Annotated in this window: 19 protein-coding genes; 7 read left to right on the forward strand and 12 right to left on the reverse strand. The window is 71.7% G+C overall.

Features of this window, described 5'->3' with window-relative positions:
- Nucleotides 1–64 precede the first annotated feature (64 nt).
- Together SROS_RS38885 and SROS_RS38890 are read right to left on the reverse strand one after the other, a co-directional pair.
- Entirely contained in the window at nt 65–739 is a 675-nt protein-coding gene (locus SROS_RS38885; RefSeq protein ID WP_012894449.1) for a response regulator, read from the reverse strand.
- Nucleotides 733–2,484, reverse strand: coding sequence for an ATP-binding protein (locus SROS_RS38890; RefSeq protein ID WP_012894450.1), 1,752 nt, complete (start codon nt 2,482–2,484; stop codon nt 733–735). Before SROS_RS38890 ends, SROS_RS38885 begins: the two co-directional genes overlap by 7 nt.
- 180 nt (nt 2,485–2,664) lie before the next feature.
- Here SROS_RS38890 and SROS_RS38895 point away from each other — a divergent pair, with 180 nt between their 5' ends.
- From SROS_RS38895 to SROS_RS54100, 4 genes are all read left to right on the forward strand, one after another.
- Nucleotides 2,665–3,642, forward strand: a complete 978-nt coding sequence (locus SROS_RS38895) for a tripartite tricarboxylate transporter substrate binding protein (RefSeq protein ID WP_012894451.1) — start codon at nt 2,665–2,667, stop codon at nt 3,640–3,642.
- The gene (locus SROS_RS38900; RefSeq protein ID WP_012894452.1) at nt 3,642–4,178 is read left to right on the forward strand and encodes a tripartite tricarboxylate transporter TctB family protein; all 537 of its coding nucleotides are present in this window, start codon (nt 3,642–3,644) and stop codon (nt 4,176–4,178) included. Before SROS_RS38895 ends, SROS_RS38900 begins: the two co-directional genes overlap by 1 nt.
- A complete protein-coding gene (locus SROS_RS38905) occupies nt 4,179–5,678 on the forward strand; it encodes a tripartite tricarboxylate transporter permease (protein ID WP_012894453.1) in 1,500 nt (499 codons plus the stop codon).
- Between the two features lie 283 nt (nt 5,679–5,961).
- Nucleotides 5,962–6,090 (forward strand): hypothetical protein, encoded by a 129-nt coding sequence (locus SROS_RS54100; RefSeq protein WP_281047980.1) that lies wholly within the window; start codon nt 5,962–5,964, stop codon nt 6,088–6,090.
- A 30-nt stretch (nt 6,091–6,120) separates the two neighbouring features.
- On the opposite strand, the gene SROS_RS38910 is transcribed toward SROS_RS54100, so the two are convergent.
- From SROS_RS38910 to SROS_RS38955, 10 genes are all read right to left on the reverse strand, one after another.
- Nucleotides 6,121–6,771, reverse strand: a complete 651-nt coding sequence (locus SROS_RS38910) for an NADPH-dependent F420 reductase (protein ID WP_012894454.1) — start codon at nt 6,769–6,771, stop codon at nt 6,121–6,123.
- Between the two features lie 308 nt (nt 6,772–7,079).
- Complete coding sequence (locus tag SROS_RS38915) at nt 7,080–7,448, reverse strand: SH3 domain-containing protein (RefSeq protein ID WP_012894455.1); 369 nt, start codon at nt 7,446–7,448, stop codon at nt 7,080–7,082.
- Nucleotides 7,449–7,651: 203 nt separating this feature from the next.
- Nucleotides 7,652–9,157: an Asp-tRNA(Asn)/Glu-tRNA(Gln) amidotransferase subunit GatB gene (gatB, locus tag SROS_RS38920; RefSeq protein WP_012894456.1), complete on the reverse strand. Its 1,506-nt coding sequence runs from the start codon at nt 9,155–9,157 to the stop codon at nt 7,652–7,654.
- A gap of 84 nt (nt 9,158–9,241) precedes the next feature.
- Nucleotides 9,242–9,820: a hypothetical protein gene (locus tag SROS_RS38925; RefSeq protein ID WP_012894457.1), complete on the reverse strand. Its 579-nt coding sequence runs from the start codon at nt 9,818–9,820 to the stop codon at nt 9,242–9,244.
- Nucleotides 9,817–10,905, reverse strand: a complete 1,089-nt coding sequence (locus SROS_RS38930) for an AAA family ATPase (protein ID WP_012894458.1) — start codon at nt 10,903–10,905, stop codon at nt 9,817–9,819. Before SROS_RS38930 ends, SROS_RS38925 begins: the two co-directional genes overlap by 4 nt.
- Nucleotides 10,906–10,953: 48 nt before the next feature.
- The gene (gene gatA, locus SROS_RS38935) at nt 10,954–12,444 is read right to left on the reverse strand and encodes an Asp-tRNA(Asn)/Glu-tRNA(Gln) amidotransferase subunit GatA (protein ID WP_012894459.1); all 1,491 of its coding nucleotides are present in this window, start codon (nt 12,442–12,444) and stop codon (nt 10,954–10,956) included.
- Nucleotides 12,441–12,740: an Asp-tRNA(Asn)/Glu-tRNA(Gln) amidotransferase subunit GatC gene (gene gatC, locus SROS_RS38940; protein WP_012894460.1), complete on the reverse strand. Its 300-nt coding sequence runs from the start codon at nt 12,738–12,740 to the stop codon at nt 12,441–12,443. Before gatC ends, gatA begins: the two co-directional genes overlap by 4 nt.
- 235 nt (nt 12,741–12,975) lie before the next feature.
- Nucleotides 12,976–15,057, reverse strand: coding sequence for a putative bifunctional diguanylate cyclase/phosphodiesterase (locus SROS_RS38945; RefSeq protein ID WP_012894461.1), 2,082 nt, complete (start codon nt 15,055–15,057; stop codon nt 12,976–12,978).
- A gap of 203 nt (nt 15,058–15,260) precedes the next feature.
- The gene (gene ligA / locus SROS_RS38950) at nt 15,261–17,441 is read right to left on the reverse strand and encodes an NAD-dependent DNA ligase LigA (protein ID WP_012894462.1); all 2,181 of its coding nucleotides are present in this window, start codon (nt 17,439–17,441) and stop codon (nt 15,261–15,263) included.
- A gap of 130 nt (nt 17,442–17,571) precedes the next feature.
- The gene (locus SROS_RS38955) at nt 17,572–18,576 is read right to left on the reverse strand and encodes a methionine synthase (protein WP_012894463.1); all 1,005 of its coding nucleotides are present in this window, start codon (nt 18,574–18,576) and stop codon (nt 17,572–17,574) included.
- Between the two features lie 204 nt (nt 18,577–18,780).
- On the opposite strand from SROS_RS38955, the gene SROS_RS38960 reads away from it, so the two are divergent.
- From SROS_RS38960 to SROS_RS38970, 3 genes are all read left to right on the forward strand, one after another.
- Nucleotides 18,781–19,941, forward strand: coding sequence for a S8 family serine peptidase (locus SROS_RS38960; protein WP_012894464.1), 1,161 nt, complete (start codon nt 18,781–18,783; stop codon nt 19,939–19,941).
- Between the two features lie 101 nt (nt 19,942–20,042).
- On the forward strand, nt 20,043–22,223 hold the full coding sequence (locus tag SROS_RS54105; protein WP_012894465.1) for a protein kinase domain-containing protein: 2,181 nt from the start codon (nt 20,043–20,045) through the stop codon (nt 22,221–22,223).
- Nucleotides 22,224–22,504: 281 nt separating this feature from the next.
- Nucleotides 22,505–24,814 (forward strand): serine/threonine protein kinase, encoded by a 2,310-nt coding sequence (locus SROS_RS38970; protein WP_012894466.1) that lies wholly within the window; start codon nt 22,505–22,507, stop codon nt 24,812–24,814.
- Nucleotides 24,815–24,890 lie beyond the last annotated feature (76 nt).

Raw genomic sequence — 24,890 nt, forward strand, 5'->3', positions numbered from 1 at the left:
CAGTTTTTACCTCCGTTAACCCTAAACCACAACCATCGGCCAAGGCCCGAAAAGGCGTAACGAATCAGCCCGTCCACCGGTAGCGGTGTTCGGGCCGCCCGGCTGTGCCGTACCTAGGCCGGAGCTCGGCCTGACCCGCCGCGCACAGGTACTCCAGGTAGCGCCGGGCGCTGACCCGGGAGAGCCCGGTGAGCACCGCCGCCTCGGCCGCCGACACGTCGGTGCCGGTCTCCCTGAGCGCGTCGGCGACCAGGCCGCAGGTGGTGGCCGAAAGCCCCTTGGGCAGCGGCGGCGGCCCGCCCCTGGCCGCGCCGAAGAACCGGTCCACCTCGTCCTGGCGGACCTCGGACCCGATGGCGGCGAGCTGCCTGCGGGTGTCGGCGTACTGTCCGAGGCGCTCGGTGAGCGTTCCGGCGGTGAAGGGCTTGATCAGGTAGTTCACCGCGCCGCCGCGCATGGCCGCGCGGACCGTCGCCACGTCGCGCGCGGCGGTGATCACCAGGACGTCGACCGGATGGGACACGCCCCTGAGCGTCATGAGGACGTCGAGGCCGGACATGTCCGGCAGGTAGATGTCCAGCAGCACCAGGTCGGGCCGGTGCTCGGCCACCGCCGCGACCGCCGCCCTGCCGGTGTGCACGGCGTCCACCACCGTGAACCCGGGCACCCGCGCCACGTAGCCGCTGTGGATCCTGGCCACCATGAAGTCGTCGTCGACGACGAGCACGCGGATCACCACGACACCTCCGCGTCCGTGACCCGGCCCCGCCCGCCGCCCGTCCCGCTCTCCCTCTCCTCGCCCGTCCCACTCTCCCTCTGCCCGGCCGTCCCGCTCTCCCGCCGCCCGTCCGATCCGTCCCTCCGCCGCTCGCCCGTCCCGCTTCCCCGCGGCCGGGCCCCCTCGGGGTCCTCGCGACGGGGCAGCAGGGCCGTGAAGACGGCGCCGCCGGCGTTGTGCACCCGCACCCAGCCACCCCGGCGCGAGCACGCCTGGCGGGTCAGGGCGAGTCCGAGGCCGCGCGGGCCCGCGTGTGCGATCTTGGTGGTGAAGCCCTCGCGGAAGACCTCCTCGGCCAGGCCGGGGGTGATCCCCGGACCGGAGTCGCCGACCCGGACGTGCAGGCCGTCGGTCTCGGTGCGGACCGAGACCTCGACCGTGCCGCCGATCTCCTCCAGCGCGTCGAGGGCGTTGGCCACCAGGTTGCCGACCACCAGCACGGCGTCATGGGGGTCGCCGAGCACGCCCTCCTCCACCCGGGAGTCCTCGGCGAGCAGCAGAGACGCGCCCCGCTCGGCCGCCTCGGCGGACTTGGCCAGCAGCAGCGCGGCCAGGGTCGGATCGGCGACCTTCTCCCGGATGCCGGACGCGTACACACCGTAGGCCTCGGAGGTCTGGGTGATGTAGTTGACGGCCATGTCGTGCTCGCCGAGCTCCAGCAGGCCGACCACGGTGTGCATCCGGTTGGCGAACTCGTGGGCCTGGGCGCGCAGCGCGTCGGTGGTGCTGCTGGCCTGGTCGAGCTCGTGTGCCAGCCGTACCAGCTCGGTCCGGTCGCGCAGGGTGACCACCCAGCCGCTCTGCTGGTCGCGGACCGCGACCGGGGTGCGGTTGAGCACGAGCACGCGGTCGCGGTGGAGCACCACCCGGTCGTCGCCGGAGTCCACGCCGTCCAGCACGTCTCGCATCCGGTCCGACAGCGGCATCTCACGCAGTTCCCGGCCCACGTCGTGGGCGGAGAGGCCGATCAGGTCGCGGGCCGCGTCGTTGACCAGCGTCACCCGGCCCTGGAGGTCAAGGGCGAGCACCCCTTCCTTCACGCCGTGCAGCACCCCCTCGCGCTGTTCGAGCAGGGCCGCGATCTCCCGGGGTTCCAGCCCGAAGGTCTGCCGGCGGACCCGCCGGGCGATCAGCCCGGTGGCCGCCGACCCGGCGAGGAGTACGGCGAGCACGGTCCACAGCAGCGGCGGCAGCGCCGAGCCGAGCTCGTCGGCGACGGTGTCCTGGAGCACGCCGACCGAGGCCAGGCCGATGACCCGGCCGGAGGAGTCGAAGATCGGGGCCTTGCCGCGCACGGAGCGGCCGAGGGTGCCGGTCTGGATGCCGGTCCAGGCGTGGCCGCTGCTCAGGATCTCCGAGCCGTCGGTGGACAGCCTCTTGCCGATCAGGGCCGTGTTGGGGTGCGCGTAGCGGATCTGCTCGCGATTGGCGATCACCACGTAGTCGGCGCCGGTGGCCGCCTGCACCCCGGCGGCGATCGGCTGCAGGCTCAGCTCCGGCCGGGGGCGCGCGAAGGCCTCGCGGACCTGGGGAAGCCCTGCGACGGACTCAGCGATCGCCAGCGCGCGCTGCTGGTACTGCCGGTCGAGCTGGCTGCGGGTGTGTTCCATCCAGACGCCCGCCGTACCGCCCACCGCGAGGAACACGATCACCGTCTGCAGCACGAACAGCTGGGTGCCGAGGGAGGCGTTGAGTATGCGTCGCACGAGTGAACTCCCTGGTCAGGGAGATTATGAAAGCAGTCGGAGATAACGGCGCGGTCGCGGCGACCGTGCCCGGCATGACCAATACGACCGATACGACGGCAACCTCGCAAAGGATCGACACCGTTGTCTGCGACGCCCAGCATCCTCACCACGCTTTCTTTCCGTTGTTGGGAGTTGACCATGCGTCTTCGGAGACTCGCCGCCCTCGCGGCCCTGTCCCTCGCCGCCCTCACCGCGTGCGGCTCGGGCTCGGGCTCGGGCTCGGGTTCGGGCGTCGGCACGCTGAAAATCATGGCTCCGGCCTCGCCGGGCGGGGGGTGGGACCAGACCTCGCGTACGGCGGCGGAGGCCCTCAAGTCGGCCGAGCCGTCCCGCAAGGTGGAGGTCTACAACGTCCCCGGCGCGGGCGGCACCATCGGTCTGGCCCAGCTCGCGGGCCAGAAGGGCAACGGCGACCTGCTGATGACCATGGGCCTGGTCATGGTGGGCGCGGTGGAGCAGAACAAGTCGAAGGTCACGCTGGCCGAGACCACGCCCATCGCGAAGCTCACCGAGGAGTACGAGATCGTCGTGGTTCCGGCGGAATCGCCGTACAAGACGCTGGCCGACCTGGTGACGGCCTGGAAGGCCGACCCCGCGAAGATCGCGATCGCGGGCGGCTCCGCCGGCGGCACCGACCACATCGTGGCGGGCCTGATGGCCAAGGCCGCCGGGATCGACCCCAAACGGGTCAACTACATCGCCCACTCCGGGGGCGGCGAGGCGCTCAACGCGCTGCTGGGCAACAAGGTGGCGCTGGGCATCTCCGGCATCGGCGAGTTCGCCGAGCACGTGAAGTCCGGCAAGCTCCGCGCCCTCGGCGTGACCTCGCCCGCCCGTGTCGACAGCGTCGACTCGCCCACCCTGAAGGAGGGCGGCCTGGACGTCGAGCTGGCCAACTGGCGCGGGTTCGTGGCCCCGCCCGGACTGGACGACGCCGCCAAGAAGAACCTGACCGACCTGGTCACCAAGATGCACGACTCGCAGGCGTGGAAGGACGCGGTGGCCAAGAACGGCTGGATCGACTCCTTCCAGACCGGCCGGCAGTTCGCCGACTACCTCGCCGCCGAGCAGGCCAAGGTCAAGACCATCATCGCGGAAATGGGACTCGTCTCCTGATGTACTCCACCGAAGAGCCGTCCGGCGCCACCGACCGTGGCGCCGGCCCGGCGCACTCATGGCGGCGGCCCGAACTCGTCCTGGCGCTGATCGTCCTCGGGCTGGGTGTTTTCGTGATCGCGGGGACCGCGGACGTCAGCACCGAGGGCTCCTCTCTCGGGCTGGGGCCCCGGTTCTTCCCGGTCATCGTCGGTTCGGCGCTGCTGCTGATCGGGCTGTTCTACGTGATCGACGTGGTCCGGGGCGGCCACGGCGACCCCGAGGAGAGCGAGGACGTCGACGCCGGCGCCCGCGCGGACTGGCGGACGGTCGCGCTGGTGAGCGTGGTCTTCCTGGCCTTCGCCGGGCTGCTGGACCTGCTCGGCTGGATCATCGCGGGCGCGCTGCTCTTCTTCGGCCTCTCGGTGGTGCTCGGGGCCACCCGGCGCCTGCAGGCGGGCGTGATCGCGGTGGTGCTGTCCACCGTCACCTACCTGGCCTTCGTCAAGGGTCTGGGCGTGACGCTGCCCGCGGGGCTGCTGTCGGGGGTGATCTAGGTGGATTCGTTCCAGCTTCTGATGGAGGGGTTCGCGACCGCGCTGACCCCGGTCAACCTGCTCTACGCGCTGGTCGGGGTCACTCTCGGCACGCTGGTCGGGGTGCTGCCCGGCATCGGACCGGCCATGACCGTGGCGCTGCTGCTGCCGATCACCTTCACCGTCCCCCCGGCGAGCGCGTTCATCATGTTCGCCGGGATCTACTACGGCGGCATGTACGGCGGGTCCACCACCTCGATCCTGCTCAACACCCCCGGCGAGAGCTCCTCGATGATCACCGCGCTCGAGGGCAACAAGATGGCCAGGCGGGGCCGGGCGGCCCAGGCGCTGGCCACCGCCGCGATCGGTTCGTTCGTCGCGGGCACGATCGCCACCGGGCTGCTGGTCGTCGCCGCTCCGCTGGTGGTGGACTTCGCGATCTCGTTCGGTCCCGAGGACTACTTCGCCCTGGCCGTACTGGCCTTCACCGCGGTGTCGTCGGTGCTGTCGCGCTCGGTCGTGCGCGGGCTGGCCTCGCTGGGGATCGGCCTGGTCATCGGCCTGGTCGGCATCGACCAGCAGACCGGGCAGGCGCGGCTGACCCTGGGCGTCCCGCAGCTTCTCGACGGCATCGACGTGGTGATCGTCGCGGTCGGCCTGTTCGCGCTGGGCGAGGTGCTCTACGTCGCCTCGCGGCTGCGGCACGGCGAGCCGGAGGTCGTCCCGGTCGGCCGGGCGTTCCTCGGCCGCTCCGACTGGTCGAGGTCCTGGCGGCCGTGGCTGCGCGGCACCGCGCTCGGCTTCCCGTTCGGGGCGCTGCCCGGCGGCGGCGCGGAGATCCCCACCTTCCTGTCGTATTCGATCGAGAAGCGCCTGGCCCGCGGGGTCGCCCGCGAGGAGTACGGCAAGGGCGCCATCGAGGGCGTCGCCGGCCCCGAGGCCGCCAACAACGCCTCGGCCGCGGGCACCCTCGTCCCGCTGCTCACGCTGGGCCTGCCCACGTCGGCGACCGCCGCGATCCTGCTGGCGGCCTTCCAGCAGTACGGCCTGCAGCCCGGCCCCCAGCTCTTCGACCACAACCCGGCGCTGGTCTGGGGCATGGTCGCCTCGCTGTTCATCGGCAACACCATGCTGCTGGTGCTCAACCTGCCGCTGGCCCCGCTCTGGGCCCGGGTGCTGCACGTGCCCCGTCCCTACCTCTACGCGGGCATCGTGCTGTTCGCCGCGCTGGGCGTCTACGCCCTCAACTCCTCCTGGGTGGAGCTGGTCATCCTCTACATCCTGGGCATGCTGGGCTTCGCGATGCGCCGCTTCGGGCTCCCGGTGGCCCCGGCCGTGATCGGCATGATCCTGGGCCCGATGGCCGAGATCCAGCTCCGCCGGGCCCTGGCCATCGGCGCGGGCGACGTGACGGTCCTGGTCAGGAGCCCGATAGCGGCGGTGCTGCTGGTGGTCGCGCTGCTGGTGCTGGCCGCCCCGCTCGTCAGGAAGCTGGTCGCACGCCCGTCACGCGGCGCGTAGACCGTCCCCGGGCGCCGGGCATGTGCCGGCCGGTTCCCGGGGCCCGCCGTACCGGAGGGACATCGTTGGCGAAGTAGATCAAAAAGTAACGACCCCATGATCACGGCGGTCCCGCTACCGCGGCACCGCCAAGACCCATCTCCAGCACCTACTAACCACCGCGGCGATAAACCCCACCGGGCTCGACGCCTGGCTTACCAGCACGCCACCGGCCCCGACCCGTACATCGCGCGTCGCCACCCTGCGTCTTGCCGCGGGACGAGCCTCCGCCGGGTGTCTGTCCGTGAGCAAGCTCGATCCACCCCGGAAGATCTTCTCTGCCGAACCGTATCGGCGATCTCACACGCTGTTGCGCGTGGATTTCTGGAGCGCGGACCGGCCCGTGCTCGGCTATGCCGCCGATCCACCATGAGGAGCCAACGCAAAGGGTTGAAGACTGCCCCTAGCCCCGGGTCGGAGGAACCACCCGTATCCCGAAGCCGTACGAGCCGATGGCGCCGGCGATCCCCAGAAAGAGCAAGCTGTAATGCTCCTGGCCCCGAGCCGTGGTGATGCCTCCCAGGTCGAGCAGCGACTCCGCAGGCCAGCCCAGCTCGTTCAGCAGGCCGCCGACCGCGCGTTTGGCCTCGGCGTCATCCCCCGAGAGGAAGATCGTGCTCGGCCCCTCCAACGAGTCAGGCGCGCCCATGAGCCGTGCGTCGACGGTACAGAGCGTCTTGACGACCTTCGTGTCCGGAAACGTTCGCTGGATCTCCTCTCCCAGGCTCTCTCCAGGATGGGAGAGCGCGCCGTCCTCAGTGAAACCGACCGCTACGTCGAGCAGCACCTTCCCCGCCAGGGCCGGGGCGCCTATCTCGGCGAGCAGCGGCACGGATGCGGTGCCGGGCGTCGCGTTGACCACTACCTCCGCACCCATGACGGCTGAGGACGGGTCCACGACCGGTATGCCCTCTCCCAGCGCAGCCGCCAGTTCCGCTCGCAAATCCGTGTCGTCCGACCGCCGCGATCCCAGGACGACGTCATGGCCCGCACCGGCCCAGCCAACGGCCAGTGCCCGTCCTACGTTGCCCGTTCCGAGAATTCCGATCTTCATGGCGTTGACGCTACGGCGGTCTCGCCCGCTGCCGCCTCCGACCACAGCCGGGTATGCCGTACGCCATTGGTCGTAGGACCTCGCACCCGGCGCGAGGCCACCCGCCACGCGAGCACGCCGCCCCTGATCTCGGTCGATCCGGCGGAGCACACGCCTCCTGACATGAAACCGGCCCCGTGATCACTCATGTGATCACGGGGCCGCTGCTGTTCGAACTACTTCGCCAACGGTTTCACCGGAGAGCGGCGGGGCCCCGCCCGCCCCCTCGGGACCACCGCCGTCGCGGGGAGTCGGTCGTGGGGAGCCCGCTATTCCAGGGAGTCGACGGACACCTCCGACATGCGCCGGCCCTCCTCCGTCGCGAAGTAGGAGCAGGACGCCCAGCCCGTGGTCCCCGCGGGCAGCCCGGACGACGACCTGCCGCCCAGCCGGAAGCGGCACCAGCCATTCGACGAGCCCAGTATCTGGCCGTAATCGCCGTAGTAGAGAAGGCCGATCACGTACGAGCCTCCGGGACTCGACCGCAGGCGGACGCCGTTGGCGACGATGACGGCGTCCACTCCGAGGGCCGCCGAGGCGCTGGGGGCGGGGGTGGCGGCGTGAGCTGGGGAGACGGTCGCCAGCGTCCCGCCGAGCACGGCCGAGACCATGGCCAGGAGCGCCAAATACCTTTTCACGCGTTCTCCGATCCTGGGGCCGAACAGCGCCAGAGATAAAGGGGTTACTAACGTGATTACTGTGCAAGTAATGAACAATTGAGTCAATATGTACTTGATATGAAAAATCGGAATTACCACATACAAAAGCCCCGCCGGTCTTTCGATCGGCGGGGCCTTTTATATGGTCCGCGCGGAGAGCGGCCCGCGGAGACCCGAGCGGACTACTCGGAGACGCCCAGCTTCTCCAGCAGGAGCTCACGGGCCCGGCCCGCGTCGGCCTTGCCGCGGCTGGCCTTCATGACACCGCCGACGAGAGCGCCGACCGCAGCGATCTTGCCACTGCGGACCTTGTCGGCCGCGGCCGCGTTGTCGGCCAGGACCTGGTCGATGATCGCCGTCAGCTCGCCCTCGTCGTTGACGATCTGCAGGCCGCGCGCGGCCACCACCTCGTCCGGGGAGCCCTCCCCGTTCAGCACGCCCTCCAGCACCTGGCGGGCCAGCTTGTCGTTCAGCGCCCCTCCGGCGACCATCGCGCACACCCGGGCGATCTGGTCCGGGGTGATCAGCAGCTCGCTGAGCGGCACCCCGGCCTCGTTGGCCCGGCGCGCCAGCTCGCCCATCCACCACTTGCGGGCGTCCGCGGGCGGGGCACCGGCGGCGACCGTCGCCTCGACCAGGCCGATGGCGTCGGCGTTGTGCATCGCCGCCATGTCGAGGTCGGAGACGCCCCACTCCTGCTGGAGCCGCTTGCGCCGCGCGCTCGGCAGCTCCGGCAGGGCGGCCTTGAGCGAGGCCACCCACGCGGTGTCGGGGGCGATCGGCACCAGGTCGGGCTCGGGGAAGTAGCGGTAGTCCTGCGCCTCCTCCTTGGAGCGGCCCGAGGTGGTGGTGCCGGTGTTCTCGTGGAAGTGGCGGGTCTCCTGGAAGATCCGGCCACCGCCCGCCAGGATCGCGGCCTGGCGCTCGATCTCACCGCGGACCGAACGCTCGACGCTGCGCAGCGAGTTCACGTTCTTGGTCTCGGTACGGGTGCCCCACTCCGAGGAGCCGCGCGGCATGAGGGAGACGTTCACGTCGAAGCGCATGGAACCCTCCTCCATGCGCACGTCCGAGACGCCGAGACCGCGCATGACCTCGCGCAGCTCGGTGCCGTAGGCGCGGGCGATCTCGGGGGCCAGCCGGTCCGTCCCCGGGATCGGCTTGGTGACGATCTCCACCAGCGGGATGCCCGCGCGGTTGTAGTCGACGATCGAGTAGTCGGCGCCGTGGATGCGGCCGGTCGCACCGCCCACGTGGGTGGACTTGCCGGTGTCCTCCTCCAGGTGGACCCGCTCGATCTCGATCCGCACGGTCTTCCCGTCCACCTCGACGTCGAGGTAGCCGTCGGAGCAGAGCGGCTCGTCGTACTGGCTGATCTGGTAGTTCTTCGGCATGTCCGGATAGAAGTAGTTCTTCCGGGCGAAGCGGCACCACTCGGCGATCGAGCAGTTGAGCGCCAGGCCGATCCGGATCGTCGACTCGATCGCCGCGGCGTTGGCCGTCGGCAGCGCCCCGGGAAGGGCCAGGCAGACCGGGCAGACATGGGTGTTCGGCGGGGCGCCGAACGTGGTCGGGCAACCACAGAACATCTTCGACGCCGTGCCCAGCTCGACGTGCGTCTCCAGGCCCAGCACCGGCTCGAAGCGCTCCAGCGCCTCGTCGTACGGCATCAGCGTTTCGGTGTTCATCGGTCGTTCACCACTCCTCATTTACTACGCGGAGCGCTCGTCCCTCGCGCGCCACTACGCTCACTGCGTCGGGTTCTCTCCCGCTCACAGGTAACCAAGTCCCTTCAGTGCGTTTCTCGTCTCGGCGACCCAGTCCGCGTAGGCGGGCACCTGAGCAAGGACCGCGAGATCGATGTTCCGTCCTATGTATTCGAAGTAGTCGCGGATCGGCTTCCCCCTGCGGGGAACGGTCACGGCCAGGATCCCGGCGGGGTCCGTGATCCTCTCGACGTCGCGCGGCCGGGCGGGCAGCAGGCTGAGGTCGCTGCCCTCCAGACCGGCCCACACACCGCGGTCCGCGAGCAGCCAGGCCTCGGTCTCTCCCAGACCGATGACCGGCACCAGGTAGTGCGAGTGGTAGCGGACGCCGTCCGTCTTGCCGCCCGTCTTCCCGCGCTCCCGTATGTCGTCGTGGGTGAAGAGCAGGTGGCAGTCCGCCGCGAGCTCCTCCAGCGCCGTCACCATGTGCTCCCGATCGCACGAGACGACCTCCGTCGCCTCGACGTCGACCGCGTGCGGCGACATCCACGTGAGCTCGCGCAGCTGCCGGGAGATGACGATGCCGAGGAAACCCTCGTCGGCCTCTCCCTCCGCGACCAGCCCCGGGACCAGGGGGCGGCTCATGCCGCCGCGCCCAGGTATTTGCGGACCTGCCGGGGCGACACGTACGTGCCCGGCTCGCCGTCCGGCTGGACCGGTTTGGCCACGGTCACCCGCGAGACCCGGTCCTTGTCGGGGTCGACGCGGACGGCGGTGTCCAGGAAGGTCAGCGCGCCGGGGTCGCTCCGGTAGATCTCGGCGACCACCACCGGGGAGTGGCTGGTGAGGATCACCTGCCGGAACGGCTTCACGCTCCCCGGCTCGGCGATCCGCTGCCGGATCCGGCGGAGCAGCTCGCCGAGCCGGCTCGGGTGCACCCCGCTCTCGATCTCCTCCACCAGCAGGGTCCCGGAGTGGTCCGGATCGTGCAGGGCCGCGAGCAGGCCGAGGATCCGCAGGGTCCCGTCCGACAGCAGCGGGGCCGGCACCGTGCCCTGACCGTCGACGACCAGGTCGAAGGAGCATTCCTCACGGTCGGCCCGGGGCACCAGCCCGACCACGTCGGGGACCACCCCGGCGAGGTCGGCCACGAGGTCGGCCAGCGCCGCCGAGCCCGCCATCCGCCCGAGCACCGCGGCGAGGTTCGCGCCGTCGGCCGCGAGCGGCCCGCGGTCGGCCGGGGAGGACCGGCGGCGCATGGCCCCCGGCGACGGGACGTAGCGGCGCCACGACTGGACCGTACGGCGAGGCGTGATCTCCGGCTCCGGGTCCTCGACCATGAACTCCAGCAGCTCCTCCGGGAGCCGGTGGGCCACATGGCTGATGACGGCCCCGCTGGACCTGGGGATCCTGAGCACCATCTCCGCGCCCACGTCGAACCGGATCGGCAGCAGCGCGCCGGGCTCCGGGGAGACCAGGGCTTCCACCGAGACGACGAACCCCGGCACGGGAGTGCCCCGCGCGACCCGGTGGAACTGCTCCCCCGGCAGGCCGCGGCGCGCGTCGAGCAGCCCGCCGGAACCGACGATCTCGTCCGCGACGTATCCGACGGCGTCGAACAGGTTCGACTTGCCGCTTGAGTTGGGGCCGACCAGCGCGAGGAAGGGCGGCACGTCGAGGTCGAAGTTCAAGAATGACTTGAACCCGTCGATCTCGATCCGAGTGATCATGCCGCCGTTCCCCCTGTCGCCCTGTCGCCCCGAAAGCCCCGCAGCGCCCTACAGCGCCGGGGCCTTGGACAGCAGGCTGCCGCCCCAGCGGCCTTCGAGAGCCCTCTCCACCGCGGCGCCGACCCGGTAGCAGCGGTCGTCGCCGAGCACCGGAGCCATGACCTGCAGGCCGACCGGCAGGCCGTCCTCGTCGGCCAGGCCGCACGGCACCGAGATGGCCGCGTTGCCCGCCAGATTGGTCGGGATGGTGCACAGGTCGGCGAGGTACATCGCCATGGGGTCGTCGGCCCGCTCGCCGATCGGGAACGCCGTGGTCGGCGTGGTCGGCGAGACGAGCACGTCCACCTGGTGGAAGGCCGCCTCGAAGTCACGCGCGATCAGCGTGCGGACCTTCTGCGCCTGGCCGTAGTAGGCGTCGTAGTAGCCGCTGGACAGCGCGTAGGTGCCCAGGATGATGCGCCGCTTGACCTCGGGGCCGAAACCGGCGGCCCGGGTCAGCGCCATGACCTCCTCGGCGCTCCGCGTGCCGTCGTCGCCGACGCGCAGGCCGTAGCGCATGGCGTCGAAACGGGCCAGGTTGGAGGAGGCCTCCGACGGGGCGATCAGGTAGTAGGCCGGCAGGGCCGTGCTGAACGACGGGCAGGAGACCTCGACGACCTTGGCGCCGAGGGACTCCAGCAGCTCGACGGTCTCGTGGAAGCGGGCGAGCACGCCCGCCTGGTAGCCGTCGCCGCCGAACTCCTTGACCACGCCGATGCGCAGCCCGGCCACGTCGCCGTTGCGCGCCGCCTCGACGACGGAGGGCACCGGGGCGTCGATGGAGGTGGAGTCCATGGCGTCGTGTCCGGAGAACGCCTCGTGCAGGAGCGCCGCGTCCATGACGTTGCGGGCGAAGGGGCCCGGCGTGTCCAGGGAGCTCGCGAAGGCGATCAGGCCGTAGCGGGACGAGCCGCCGTAGGTCGGCTTCATGCCGACGATGCCGGTGACCGCGGCGGGCTGGCGGATCGAGCCGCCGGTGTCGGTGCCGGTGGACAGCGGGGCCTCGTAGGCCGCGACCGCGGCGGACGAGCCGCCGGAGGAGCCGCCCGGGATGCGGCTCAGGTCCCACGGGTTGCGGGTGGGACCGTAGGCCGAGTTCTCCGTGGAGGAGCCCATCGCGAACTCGTCGAGGTTGGTCTTGCCGAGGATCACCAGTCCGGCCTCGCGCAGGCGGCGGGTCACGGTGGCGTCGTACGGCGGGCGGTAGCCCTCAAGGATCTTGGATCCGGCCGTGGTCGGCATGTCGACGGTGGTGAAGACGTCCTTGTGCGCGATCGGCACACCGGCGAGCGGGCCGAGGTCCTCCCCGGCGGCCCTGCGGGCGTCGACGGCGCGTGCCTGCCCCAGCGTCGTCTCGGCGTCGACGTGCAGGAAGGCGTTGACCTGCGGTTCGACGGCGGCGATCCGGTCGAGGTGGGCCTGGGCCACCTCGACGGCCGAGACCTCTCCGCCTGCGACCAGCGCGCCCAGTTCGGCGGCGGACTTGTGGATGAGGCTCATGCTTCCTCCCCGAGGATGCGCGGAACACGGAAGCGGCCGTCCTCGACTGCCGGGGCGCCCGAAAGCGCCTGGTCGGGCGTCAGGCTGGGCCGTACCTCGTCGGGGCGGTAGACGTTGGTGAGCGGGAGCGCGTGCGAGGACGGCGGGATGTCGTCGGCCGCCACCTCGGCGACGCGGGCGACCGCACCGATGATCACATCGAGCTGGGCGGCGAAGTGGTCGAGTTCCTCGTCGGCCAGCGCCAGCCGGGACAGCCGGGCGAGGTGAGCGACCTCGTCGCGGGTTATGGCGGACATGAGTCGTTGAACCCGTTTCGTGGAATGGCAATTGGACACTGTCATCTTAGGGCTCGTGACCTAACGTGCCTGACTCATTAACGTCGCGGTAACCCCGCGAAGATCTGTTGGAAGGGTCGGACCGGCCGCGCCGCCGTACGCGGGGGCGGTGATGAGGCCTCCGGCCGGCCGGAGAGGTCCGGCCCCGCCCGACCGGCCGCACGGCGGGCTCCGAGCGGCCCGCCGGATCCGGAGACTAGGCCGTCTGGGGGTCGAGGACCTCGGCGGAGCCGAGGAAACAGAATCCGGGCGTGGCCGGACCGCGGTGTTTGCGGAGCCAGACGGTGGCGTCGACGGCCGACATCGGCTCGGCGAACAGCCAGCCCTGGGCGAGGTCGCACCCCATGTCGGCCAGGCAGGTGGCCACCTCCGCGGACTCGACGCCCTCGGCGACCGAGCGCAGGCCCAGGGAGCGGACCAGGTCGACGATGGAGCGGACGATCCGCTCGTCGTCCTTGGACTCGCAGATCCTGCGGACGAACGAGGAGTCGATCTTGACCTCGGAGACCGGCAGGCGCTGCAGGCGGACCAGCGAGGAGTAGCCGGTGCCGAAGTCGTCCAGCGCGAGCGGCACGCCGAGCGAGGCCAGGGCGCGGACGGCGTCGGCGGTGTAGGCCTGGTCGGTCATCAGGATGCGCTCGGTGACCTCCAGCTGGATCGCCTTGGGCGGCAGCCGGTACTGGGCGAGGCCCGCCTCCAGCCGGTCGGGGAGGGCGGAGTCGAGCAGATCACGGGCGGAAACGTTTACCGATATCTGCTCATGCACTCCGGTATGCCACCAGTGAGCCGCCTGCTCCAGTGCCGCGTCGATGACGTACTGGGTGAGGTGCCGCATGAGGTAGGACTGCTCGGCCATCGGCACGAACTCCCCCGGGGAGATCATCCCCCGCTCCGGGTGACGCCAGCGCAGCAGCGCCTCCACCCCCCGCACCTGCCCGCTGGCCAGGTCGAGCTTGGGCTGGTAGTGGAGCCGGAGCTCGGAGCGGTCGATGGCCCTGCGCAGGTCGCCGATGAGGTTGAGCCGTTCGGGGCTGTTTCGGTCCTTGTCGGCGACGTAGATCTCGACACCGGTCCGCCCCTCCTTGGCCAGGTACATCGCGACGTCGGCGCGTTGCAGCAGCAGCTCGAAGTCCGGCGCGTGGTCGGGGTAGAGCGCGATGCCGACCGAGGCGTCCAGGTCGAAGGTCATCCCCTCCAGCAGGACCGGCTCGGTGAGGGCCACCCGCAGCCGCGCGGCCACCTCCCGGGCCGCGGCGGCGTCCCTGATCGAGGGCAGCAGCACCGCGAACTCGTCGCCGCCGAGCCTGGCCACCACGTCGCCCGGCCGTACGCTGTGGGTGAGCCGGTGCGCCACGATCTGCAGCAGCCGGTCGCCCACCGGGTGCCCCAGCGTGTCGTTGACCTCCTTGAACCTGTCGAGGTCGAGCAGGAACAGGCCGACCCGCTCGCTCAGCCGCGCCTCGGCGAGCGCCTCCTCGGTGCCGAGCACGAGCAGCTTGCGGTTGGGCAGCCCGGTGAGCCCGTCGTGCATCGCCTGGTGGTCGCGGCGGACCGACAGGGTGGCGGTGAAGTAGACGGCGGCCATCGGGGCGACGAACAGCGGCACCAGTGCCGGCGAGTGGTTCATCACCACCACCACCAGCGGGGCCAGCCCGAGCAGCCCGGCGTAGACCAGGCTCTGGTGGCCGATCGTGGTCCTGATCACCCGGTTGATCGACCGGCGCTCGTGCAGCGCCACCGCGCCGGAGACCAGCAGCGCCCGGACCACGAAGTAGGCGAGCCCGGCCAGCCCGATCGCGAGCATGTCGGGCCCCCTGGGCACCCAGGAGACCTCCGGGGACGGAGGGCTCCCGAACAGCGCGAGCACCAGCCCGGCCGCGGTGCAGGCCAGTGTCGCCTGGGCGATGTTGAACATGACCCGGTGCCACGCCTTGCGGGTGACGGCGCAGTTGACGACCATGCCGACCGCCTGCATCAGCACGGCGACCGGCAGCCCGTAGTGGAGCAGCGCGGCGAAGGTGAACATCGTCGACGGGTAGGTGCCGCCCACCGTCATCGACGACGACAGCAGCACCGGCCGCAGCTCCCCCAGCACGACCAGGGCCGTCAGCATCCAGAACAGCGGGCTGCGGGCGAGGTCGGCCAGCTCCGGCGGGCTGATCCACCACTGGGCCACGACGAGGGCGGTGAACCCGATCGTGATGACGGTGGCGAGATAGGCCCACAGAGGTGAGCCCATGCGCGGTCCGCTGTCGCGTGTGTCGTTTGGGTCGGCCATGAGTAACAAAACCCCCATTAGTTCACTATGGGAGAGTACGGCCTCTGGGCCACTTCGCGAAACCGGTTGCGCACGTTCCGTTACCGGTCATTTGAAACGCCCGCGCTGTCGCGACTCCCGCCCCCGGTCAATCCTCCGGCCCGGCCGCCGGTCCGGCTCCCACCCCGGCCCGGCTCCCGCCACCGGTCGTCTCACCGGCTCGGTCACTCCTCGGGCTGGACCGCCGGCCCGGCCGCCGCCTCCGGCCCCTCGGCCAGGAGGACCCGGAGACCCTCCTCGTCGAGGATCGGCACGCCGAGCTTGACCGCCTTGTCGAACTTGGATCCGGCGTTCTCGCCCGCGACCAGGAAGGCGGTCTTCTTCGACACCGAACTCGACACCTTGCCGCCCCGGGCCGCCAGGGCCGCGCCCGCCTCGTCGCGGGTGAAGGCCTCCAGCGTGCCGGTCACCACGAAGGTGAGCCCGGCCAGGGTCTGCGGGAGCTGATCCGTGGGCGGCTCGTCCTCCATCCGGACCCCCGCGGCCTTCCACCGGTCGACGATCTCCCGGTGCCAGTCGACCTCGAACCAGTCGCGGATCGCGGCGGCCACCCGGGGGCCGACGCCCTCGACGGCGGCGAGCTCCTCCTCCGAGGCGGCCGCGATCGCGTCGATCGAGCGGAACTCGGCGGCGATGGCCTGGGCGGTGGGCGGTCCGACGTGCCGGATGGAGAGCGCGACCAGGACCCGCCAGACCGGCTGGTCCTTGGCCTTCTCCAGCTCCTCCAGCATCTTCTCGGCGTTCTTGCTCGGCTCGCCGCTCTGGTTGGCGAAGAAGGCGACAACCTTGGGATCGCCCGTCTCCGGGTCGGTCTTGGGCAGGCCGGTGTCGGGGTCGCGGACGACCGACCGGATCGGCAGCAGCCGCTCGATGGTCAGGTCGAACAGGTCGGCCTCGGTGCGGACCGGGGGCTCCTGGGGCGGCAGCGGCTGGGTCAGCGCGGTGGCCGCCACGTAGCCCAGGCCCTCGATGTCGAGGGCCCTGCGCCCGGCGGCGAAGAAGATCCGCTCGCGGAGCTGGGCGGGGCACGCCCTGGTGTTGGGGCAGCGCAGGTCGGCGTCGCCCTCCTTCTCGTAGGCCAGCGCGGTGCCGCACTCCGGGCAGTGCGTCGGCATCGTGAACTCGCGCTCGGTGCCGTCACGCAGGTCCACGACCGGCCCGACGATCTCGGGGATGACGTCGCCCGCCTTGCGCAGCACCACGGTGTCGCCGATGCGCACGCCCTTGCGAGCGACCTCCGAGCCGTTGTGGAGCGTGGCGCGCTCGACCGTGGAACCGGCCACGACGATCGGCTCCATGACGCCGTACGGCGTGACCCGGCCGGTCCGGCCCACTCCCACCTGGATGTCCAGGAGCTTGGTGTTGACCTCCTCGGGCGGGTATTTGTAGGCGATCGCCCAGCGGGGCGCCCGGCTGGTGGAGCCGAGGTTGTTCTGGAGCTCGATGCGGTCCACCTTCACCACGACGCCGTCGATCTCGTAGGCCGGGTCGTGGCGGTGCTCGCGGTAGAACTCGATGAAGGCGTTGATGCCGTCGAGGTCGTCGACGACCTTGTAGAGATCGCTGACCGGCAGGCCGAACTCCCGGAGCCGCTCGTAGACCCCGGACTGGGTCCGGGGCAGGGCGGTCCCCTCCCACCTGCCCACGCCGTGCACGATCAGGTGCAGCGGGCGCTGCGCGGTGATCCGCGGGTCCTTCATCCGCAGCGAGCCGGCGGCCGAGTTGCGCGGGTTGGCGAACGGCGCCTTGCCCGCCGCGACGAGCTGCTCGTTGAGCTTCACGAACCCGTCGACGGGCATGTAGACCTCGCCCCGGATCTCGACCAGGTCGGGCACGTCGTCACCGGCCAGGCGGTGCGGCACACCGGCGACGGTGCGCACGTTGGCCGTCACGTCGTCGCCCACGCGTCCGTCGCCCCGGGTCGCGCCCCGGACCAGGCGGCCCTTCTCGTAGACCAGGGCGATGGCCAGGCCGTCGATCTTCAGCTCGCACAGGTAGGGGGCCGGGTCACGCTCGGCCAGCCGTTCGGCCCGCGCCTGCCAGGAGGCGAGATCGTCGGCGTTGAACGCGTTGTCCAGGCTCTCCATCCGCTGCAGGTGGGCGACCGGCGTGAAGTCGCTGGAGATCGGCGCGCCGACCTTCTGCGTGGGCGAGTCGGGCGTGCGCAGGCTCGGGTGCTCCTCCTCGATGCCGCGCAGCTCGCGCATCCACGTGTCGTACTGGGCGTCGCTCACGGTGGGCGAGTCGAGCACGTGATAGCGCCAGTTGGCCTGCTCGACCAGCTCGGTCAGCTCCGCGTGCCGATCCAGCGCCGCCACCGGCACACCCTCGACCTCAGCACCCATCGCCAGCTCTCCCCTCATCGATCCGACCAAGGGAAACGCTATCGCCGGACACCGACATCCCGCGGCGGCCTTACCCGGAGATGGGCAATCCCCCCGGCCCCGCCCTCCAGTCCGGAGGTGCCGGCCGCGCTCACTCCCCGGGGTCGTCTCTCAGCACGCGGGCCGCCTCCCGCACCTTGGCCAGAGCCGCCCTGGCGTAGCCGGGCGAGGCTCCGGCCAGCCCGCAGGCGGGGGTGAGCACGACCTGCGAGGCCAGGGTGGCGACGGGGAAGCCGAGGCGGCGCCAGAGTTTGACGGCGGGCTTGGCGACCACGTCGACGTCGGGCAGCCGGGAGTCGACGCCGGGCACCACGCCGAGGAAGAAGGCCGTCCCCGCCTCGATCGCCTCCCCGATCGCGTCCTCGTCGCGCCGCCTGAGCAGGGAGGCGTCCAGCGAGATGCCGCCGGCGCCCGCCGCGCGGAGCACGCCGAAGGGCACTCCGGGGGCGCAGCAGTGCACGACCGTGAACGCGCCCTCGGGCAGCACCTCCCCGAGCCGCTCGGCGGCGATCGGGGCCTCGACGGCGGCCAGCCGCCCGAAACCCGACGCGGTCGGCACCGTGCCGGCGAGGACGCCGGGCAGGCCGGGCTCGTCGAGCTGGACCACGATCTGCGAGGCGCCCGGCACCCTGCGGCGCACGTCGGCGACGTGCGCGGCGAGCCCTTCGGCGAAGGAGCCCACCAGGTCGCGCACGGCCCCGGGGTCGGCGAGCGTCTTGTCGCCGTGGCGCAGCTCGACCGCCCCGGCCAGCGTCCACGGCCCGCACACCTGGATCTTGAAGGGCCCCTCGTATCCCTGGGCCGACTCCTCCAGCGCGTCGAGGTCGCGTACGAGGTGGTCGCGGGCCCGCTTGAAGTCGCGCCCCGGGCGGTCGGCGAACCGCCAGCCGGACGGCTGCACCTCCACCGCCAAGTCCACCAGCAGCGACGCGGTGCGCCCGATCAGGTCGGCGCCCACCCCGCGCGCGGGCAGCTCCGGCAGGTACGGCAGCGCGGGCAGCTCTCCGAAGACGACCCTGATCGCCTCCGCGTGGTCCGCCCCCGGGTGCGACCCGACGCCGGTGGCGGTCGCCTCGCCCCACGGATATTCGCTCATGCCCGCTCCCAGCCACATATGTCGGGAAACGATCGATCACCGGCGCGCCTGTCGGCCCGTCCGCCTCGCTCGTTCGACAGCCAGCTTAGGACCGCCGGGCGCCGCCGCTCACCTGAGCGATCGCGCGTGGCCCGTCCCGTCGTGACAACGCTTGATCAAGTTGAGTAGGGTTCTGGCGGTCTTTCACCCGCATTGGGGGAACACATGGTGATCGGTCGGATGCTCGCCGCGGTGTCGCTGCTGACGGCGGCCACGGTGTCGGCGGCTCCGGCGGTCGCGTCCGCCGCGGCGGCGCCCGAGAAGTGCGCCCCCGAGCGCGGCACGGTGAGCATCGCGGAGTCATGGGGCCAGAAGCGGCTCAACCTGCCCGAGGTGTGGCGGCTGACCAAGGGAGCCGGGGTGACCGTCGCGGTCCTCGACAGCGGCCTGGACACCACGCATCCCCAGTTGAGGGGGGCCCGCGCGGAGGACGTCACCGGCACCGGGCCGCGCGACTGCTACGGCCACGGCACCGCGGTGGCGGGCATCATCGCCGCCGTCCCGCACGCCCGGGTCCTCTTCTCCGGGGTCGCGCCGGCGGTGAAGCTGGTCTCCGTCAAATACACCGTGGAGCGCAGCGGAGAGGTCGGCAGGCTGGTCCAGGCCGTCGCCAAGGCCGTCGAGCTCGGCGCCGACGTGATCAACGTGTCGACCCAGGCGGCCGACCAGCCCGACCTGAGCAACGCCATCGCCTACGCGCTGTCCAAGGACGTGGTGGTGGTCGCCGCGGCCGGCAACGTCAACAAGGACGACGGCTCCCCCGTGCCCGCCTATCCGGCCTCCTACGCCGGCGTGCTGTCCGTCGGCTCCGCCGGTCCCGACGGGCGCAGAGCCGACTCCTCGAACCCGATCACGCCCGTCACCGTGCTGGCTCCCGGCACGGACCTCACCGCCCCCTGGCCCTTCCAGGTCTACGCGGAGAAACGGGAGGGCACCAGCTTCGCCGCGGCGTACGTGTCCGGGGTCGCCGCGCTGGTCCGCTCCCGCTATCCGGAGCTGAGCCAGGCGGAGGTGGTGCGGCGCATCGCGCTGACCGCGGACGGCGGCTCCGGGACCGGCACCGGAAAGGGGATGGTCAACCCGCTGCAGGCCGTCTCGGCGATCCTGTCGTCGGAGGCGGTGGCGCTCGCGCCGCCGGAGCCCGCCCCGCTGGCGGCCGACGCGATCCGGCAGGCGCCGCCGGAGGACACCCGGAGCATTTCGGTCGCCACGTGGATCGCCCTGCTGTCGCTCGCCGCCGTCATTCTGATCGCCCTGGGTAGCGTCACGATTCCGGCGGGACGTCGTCGCAGGTGGCAGCCGGGAGCCCTGGATAACAGATCGTGAAAGACATGTGAAATCAGTGAATTTCAGGGTCGATATTTGCTTTGATAGCCCTAGATCAACTTATTAGCAGCTTTATCGGTAGCTGAGGTGGAAGGATTGCAATGGGGGATTTCAACCCATTACTGCCAGAGGATCCGGAACGCGTAGGCGTCCACATCCTCGTCGGGCGGCTCGGCCAGGACCCTCAGCAGGCCGTGTACCTGGGCCACCTGCCCGACGAGGAAACCCTCCGCGTCATCCGCGTACTCGCCCCGCGCCCGGAAGCCACCCCCCAGGCCCGCGAGCAGATCACCAACGGACTGCACGCCGCCAAACGCGTCTCCGGCGCCCACACCGCCAAACTCATCGAAGTCGGCTGGTTCGACGACTCCCCCTACATCGTCCGCGAGCACGTCGAAGGCCGCTCCCTGCGCCAGGCCGTCACCGCCGACGGCCCCCTGACCGGCGACGCCCTCGAACACCTCGCCGTCACCACCCTCACCGCACTCACCGCCATCCACCTGGCCGGCCTCACCCACGACGCCCTCACCCCCGACACCGTCATCCTCGGCCCCGACGGACCCCGCGTCTGCGACATCGGCCTCGGCATCACCAGCGGCGAACCCGACTACCGCGCCCCCGAAAACCTGCACGCCGAACTCAACCCCGGCGCCGCCCCCACCGCGGGCAGGCCCGCGGACCTCTTCTCCTGGGCCGCCGCCCTCGCCTACGCCGCCACCGGGAAGCCGCCCTTCGGCGGAGAGCTCCCCCGCGTCATGGAAGGGCCCGCCGACCTCACCGGCATCCCCGCCGAGCTCGCCGCCCTCCTGGCCTCGTGCCTCGACAAGAACCCTCACGCACGCCCCGACACCAAGGCCGCCATGCTCCGCCTCCTCGGCGAGCAGTCGGCGGTCCTGATCACCGGGGACGACACGTGGCAGGACGAGGCGCTGCCGGCCGTACCGCAGCAGCCGGCTCCCGCGCAGGCGCCGCCGCCGGCCGGCTGGGGCGCACCGCCGCTCCCGCAGGACCCGGCTCCCCCGGCGCAGGCGACGTTCGTCCTGCGGGGAGCGGCCCAGCCCGGCGAGCGGCCGAAGCGCGGCGGCTTCTCCCTCGTGCTGGTCGCCTGCGTCGGCGTGGTCGCCCTGCTGTCCGGACTCGGCCTGTGGGCCGCCGGGAGCTACACCTCCCTCGGTGAGGCGGAACGGGCGGCCGCCAACGCCGCCGCCGCTCCCCACGCGTCCTTGGGACTGGTCGACCAGGGCCAGCAGGGGCCGGGACAGCCCCAGGGCGACGGGCAGGGCATCGGCGTCGGCGACGGCGTCGGAGAAGAGCCTCCGGACAAGGTGACCGTGCCCTGGGGCGCCACGACCGACCCGCAGAACCCGGATGTCGGGCCGATGCAGCTGAACACGGGCAGCCCGACGGTTCCGGCCCCGTCGATGACCTCGTTCGTCACCCCGCCGGCGATCCCGACCAACGCGCCCGTGCCGCCGACCGCGGTTCCGACCGCGGCCCCGACGGCGCCCCCGGCCCCGACGGCCACGCCGTCCCCGAGCACGACCGCGACCGTGACCGTCACCCCGACCCCGAGCGCGACCCCGACGCCGCCCAGGGTCGATCCGACCCCGGCCCCGACGGCCACGCCGTCCCCGAGCACGACGCCCAGGCCGAGCGAGCCCGCCACGGAGACGCCCGCTCCGGCACCGAGCGAGCCCGCCACGGAGACGCCGACCGCCAAGCCGACGCCTCCCGCGGTGGCCCCCAAGCCGACGCCGAAGCCATCCGCGACACAGACGGCCACGGTCAGGCCGACGCCTCCCGCGGCGACCCCCAAGCCGACGCCGAAGCCGTCATCGCCGCCCCCGGTCGTCGAGCCGACGCAGCCTCCGGCGCCCACCGTCAAACCGACACCGCCTCCGGCGACCACCAAGCCGACGCAGAGTCCGGCGAAGTCGGCTCCGCCGGCCGCGCGTTCCAACCCCTACACCCCGCAGCAGGCCTGTGGATCGGGCTACTACGTGCAGCGCTCCGCCTCCTTCCCCGGCGGAACCACCTACCAGCTCTACAACACCTCCACCGGCTCCAACTGCGTCGTCACCATGAAGACCGCCGACGTGGGCACCGCCACCTCGGTCTGGGCCACCCTCGAAGTCCAGGGCGGCAGCAGCAAGACCGACCGCGGCAACTTCGAGTACTACGCCGGAGGCGTCATCCTGTCCTCCAAGGGCAAGTGCGTCCGCTTCAGCGGCGGCGGCCCCGGCGGCAGCACCGGCACCTCCAGCTGGGCCAACTGCGGATGACATCCCCGACCCGGAACGGCCGGGCACCGACCGACCTGAAAGCGGAGGCGTAACGGGGCTGACCGCGCCCCGTCGCCGGAAGGCCCTCTCCCCAGAAAGCGCAAGGGGCGGGGGCCTTCTCCGTTGCCCGGACCTCCTCTCGGAGGGCTGAGAGGGGATCGCGGCCGATTCGGATCGGAACTGACGTCTGAAATCGACCATTTTGGTGTGACAAATTTGGTTGGATGTTGCTAGATCGTCCGATAGTGATACCTATCGGTAGCTGAGGTGGAAGGATTGCAATGGGGGATTTCAACCCATTACTGCCAGAGGATCCGGAACGCGTAGGCGTCCACATCCTCGTCGGGCGGCTCGGCCAGGACCCTCAGCAGGCCGTGTACCTGGGCCACCTGCCCGACGAGGAAACCCTCCGCGTCATCCGCGTACTCGCCCCGCGCCCGGAAGCCACCCCCCAGGCCCGCGAGCAGATCACCAACGGACTGCACGCCGCCAAACGCGTCTCCGGCGCCCACACCGCCAAACTCATCGAAGTCGGCTGGTTCGACGACTCCCCCTACATCGTCCGCGAGCACGTCGAAGGCCGCTCCCTGCGCCAGGCCGTCACCGCCGACGGCCCCCTGACCGGCGACGCCCTCGAACACCTCGCCGTCACCACCCTCACCGCACTCACCGCCATCCACCTGGCCGGCCTCACCCACGACGCCCTCACCCCCGACACCGTCATCCTCGGCCCCGACGGACCCCGCGTCTGCGACATCGGCCTCGGCATCACCAGCGGCGAACCCGACTACCGCGCCCCCGAAAACCTGCACGCCGAGCCCGCCCTCATATCCGGGCCCTCGCACGCCGAGCCCCCACAGGCCGCCCCCGCACACGCCGAGCTTCCGCCCACCGAGCCCCCGCACGCCGAGCCCTCACAGGCCGAGCTTCCGCAGGCCGAGCCCTCACAGGTCGCCCCCCCGCCCACCGAGCCCAGCTCCGCCACCGCTGCCGTTCCCGGCCTCGGCAGACCCGCGGACCTCTTCTCCTGGGCCGCCGCCCTCGCCTACGCCGCCACCGGGAAGCCGCCCTTCGGCGGGGAGACCGGCAGGGTGCGGGAGGGCGCCGCCGACCTCAGCGGCCTCCCACCCGAGCTCGCCGCCCTCCTGGCCTCGTGCCTCGACAAGGACCCCCACGCACGCCCCGACACCAAGACCGCCATGCTCCGCCTCCTCGGCGAGCAGTCAGTGCCCCCCACCCCCGCCGAGGGCGACCGTACGGCCGGCTCCGGGACGGAGCGGAACTCCTCTGAGGGGGCCGTTCCCCCGGCCGCGGCCGTGGCGGACGCGCCGGCGCAGCCGACGGCACTGCCGCTCTGGGGGGCTCCGGTGCTCCCGGGGAGCCCGCCTCCGGCGGGCGCGGCCGCGCCGCCGAAGGCCGCGCCCGTCCGGGAACGGCCGAGGACCAGGGGTTTCCCCCTCATACTCGCCGCCTGCGTCGGCGTGGTCGCCCTGCTGTCCGGACTCGGCCTGTGGGCCGCCGGGAACTACACCTCCCTCGGCGCCATGGGGCGGACGGCCGCCGAGGGAAAGATCCCCGACGTCATCTCCGCGCCGGCGGGCCAGGGTCAGGGCCTGCCGCAGGAGGCCGGGCAGGGAGGCGAGGACACGTCGGCGGACAAGATGACCGTGCCCTCGGGCGCCACGTCGGAGCCGCGGAACCCGGACGTCGCGCCGCTGCGGCTGAGCACGGGCAGCCCGACGGTTCCGGCGCAGTCGATGACCTCCCCCGTCACCGCGCCGCCGATCCCGGTGCCGACGTTCCCGGCCCCCATCGCGCCGCAGGCCACGCAGAAGGCCGCTACCAAGGCTCCGCCCACGGCCAAGCCCAGAAACACCCGGAACGCCAAGCCCACGGCCAAGCCCGGGAACACCCGGAGCGCCAGGCCCAGCCGGACGCCCAAGCCGACCGGCGAACCGGCCTCCAAGCCCACGACGGCGCCGACGCGGAAGGCGAGCCCGACGCAGAAGCCTCCCCGGGCTCAGCCGTCGACGCCGGCCAAGTCCACACAGCCGACCAGGCCCGCGCAGCCCACCAAGACCGCGCAGCCCACGAAACCCCCCGCGCAGCCCACCAAGACCGCGCAACCGACCGTCAAGCCGACCCCGAAACCGACACCGAAGCCCACCCCGCCAGCCGTCAAGCCGACCCCGAAGCCCACCCCGCCGGCCGTCAAGCCGACCCCGAAGCCGAGCCCGGCGAAGTCGACTCCGCCGGCCGCGCGTTCCAACCCCTACACCCCGCAGCAGGCCTGTGGATCGGGCTACTACGTGCAGCGCTCCGCCTCCTTCCCCGGCGGAACCACCTACCAGCTCTACAACACCTCCACCGGCTCCAACTGCGTCGTCACCATGAAGACCGCCGACGTGGGCACCGCCACCTCGGTCTGGGCCACCCTCGAAGTCCAGGGCGGCAGCAGCAAGACCGACCGCGGCAACTTCGAGTACTACGCCGGAGGCGTCATCCTGTCCTCCAAGGGCAAGTGCGTCCGCTTCAGCGGCGGCGGCCCCGGCGGCAGCACCGGCACCTCCAGCTGGGCCAACTGCGGATAACGCGGTTCCGGCTCCGATGACGAGAGCCCCTTCCCCCGCATCCGCCCGGGGAAGGGGCTCTCCGCGTGTGAAGGAC

It is taken from the genome of Streptosporangium roseum DSM 43021 (assembly GCF_000024865.1).
In the GTDB taxonomy this organism is placed as follows: Bacteria; Actinomycetota; Actinomycetes; order Streptosporangiales; family Streptosporangiaceae; genus Streptosporangium; species Streptosporangium roseum.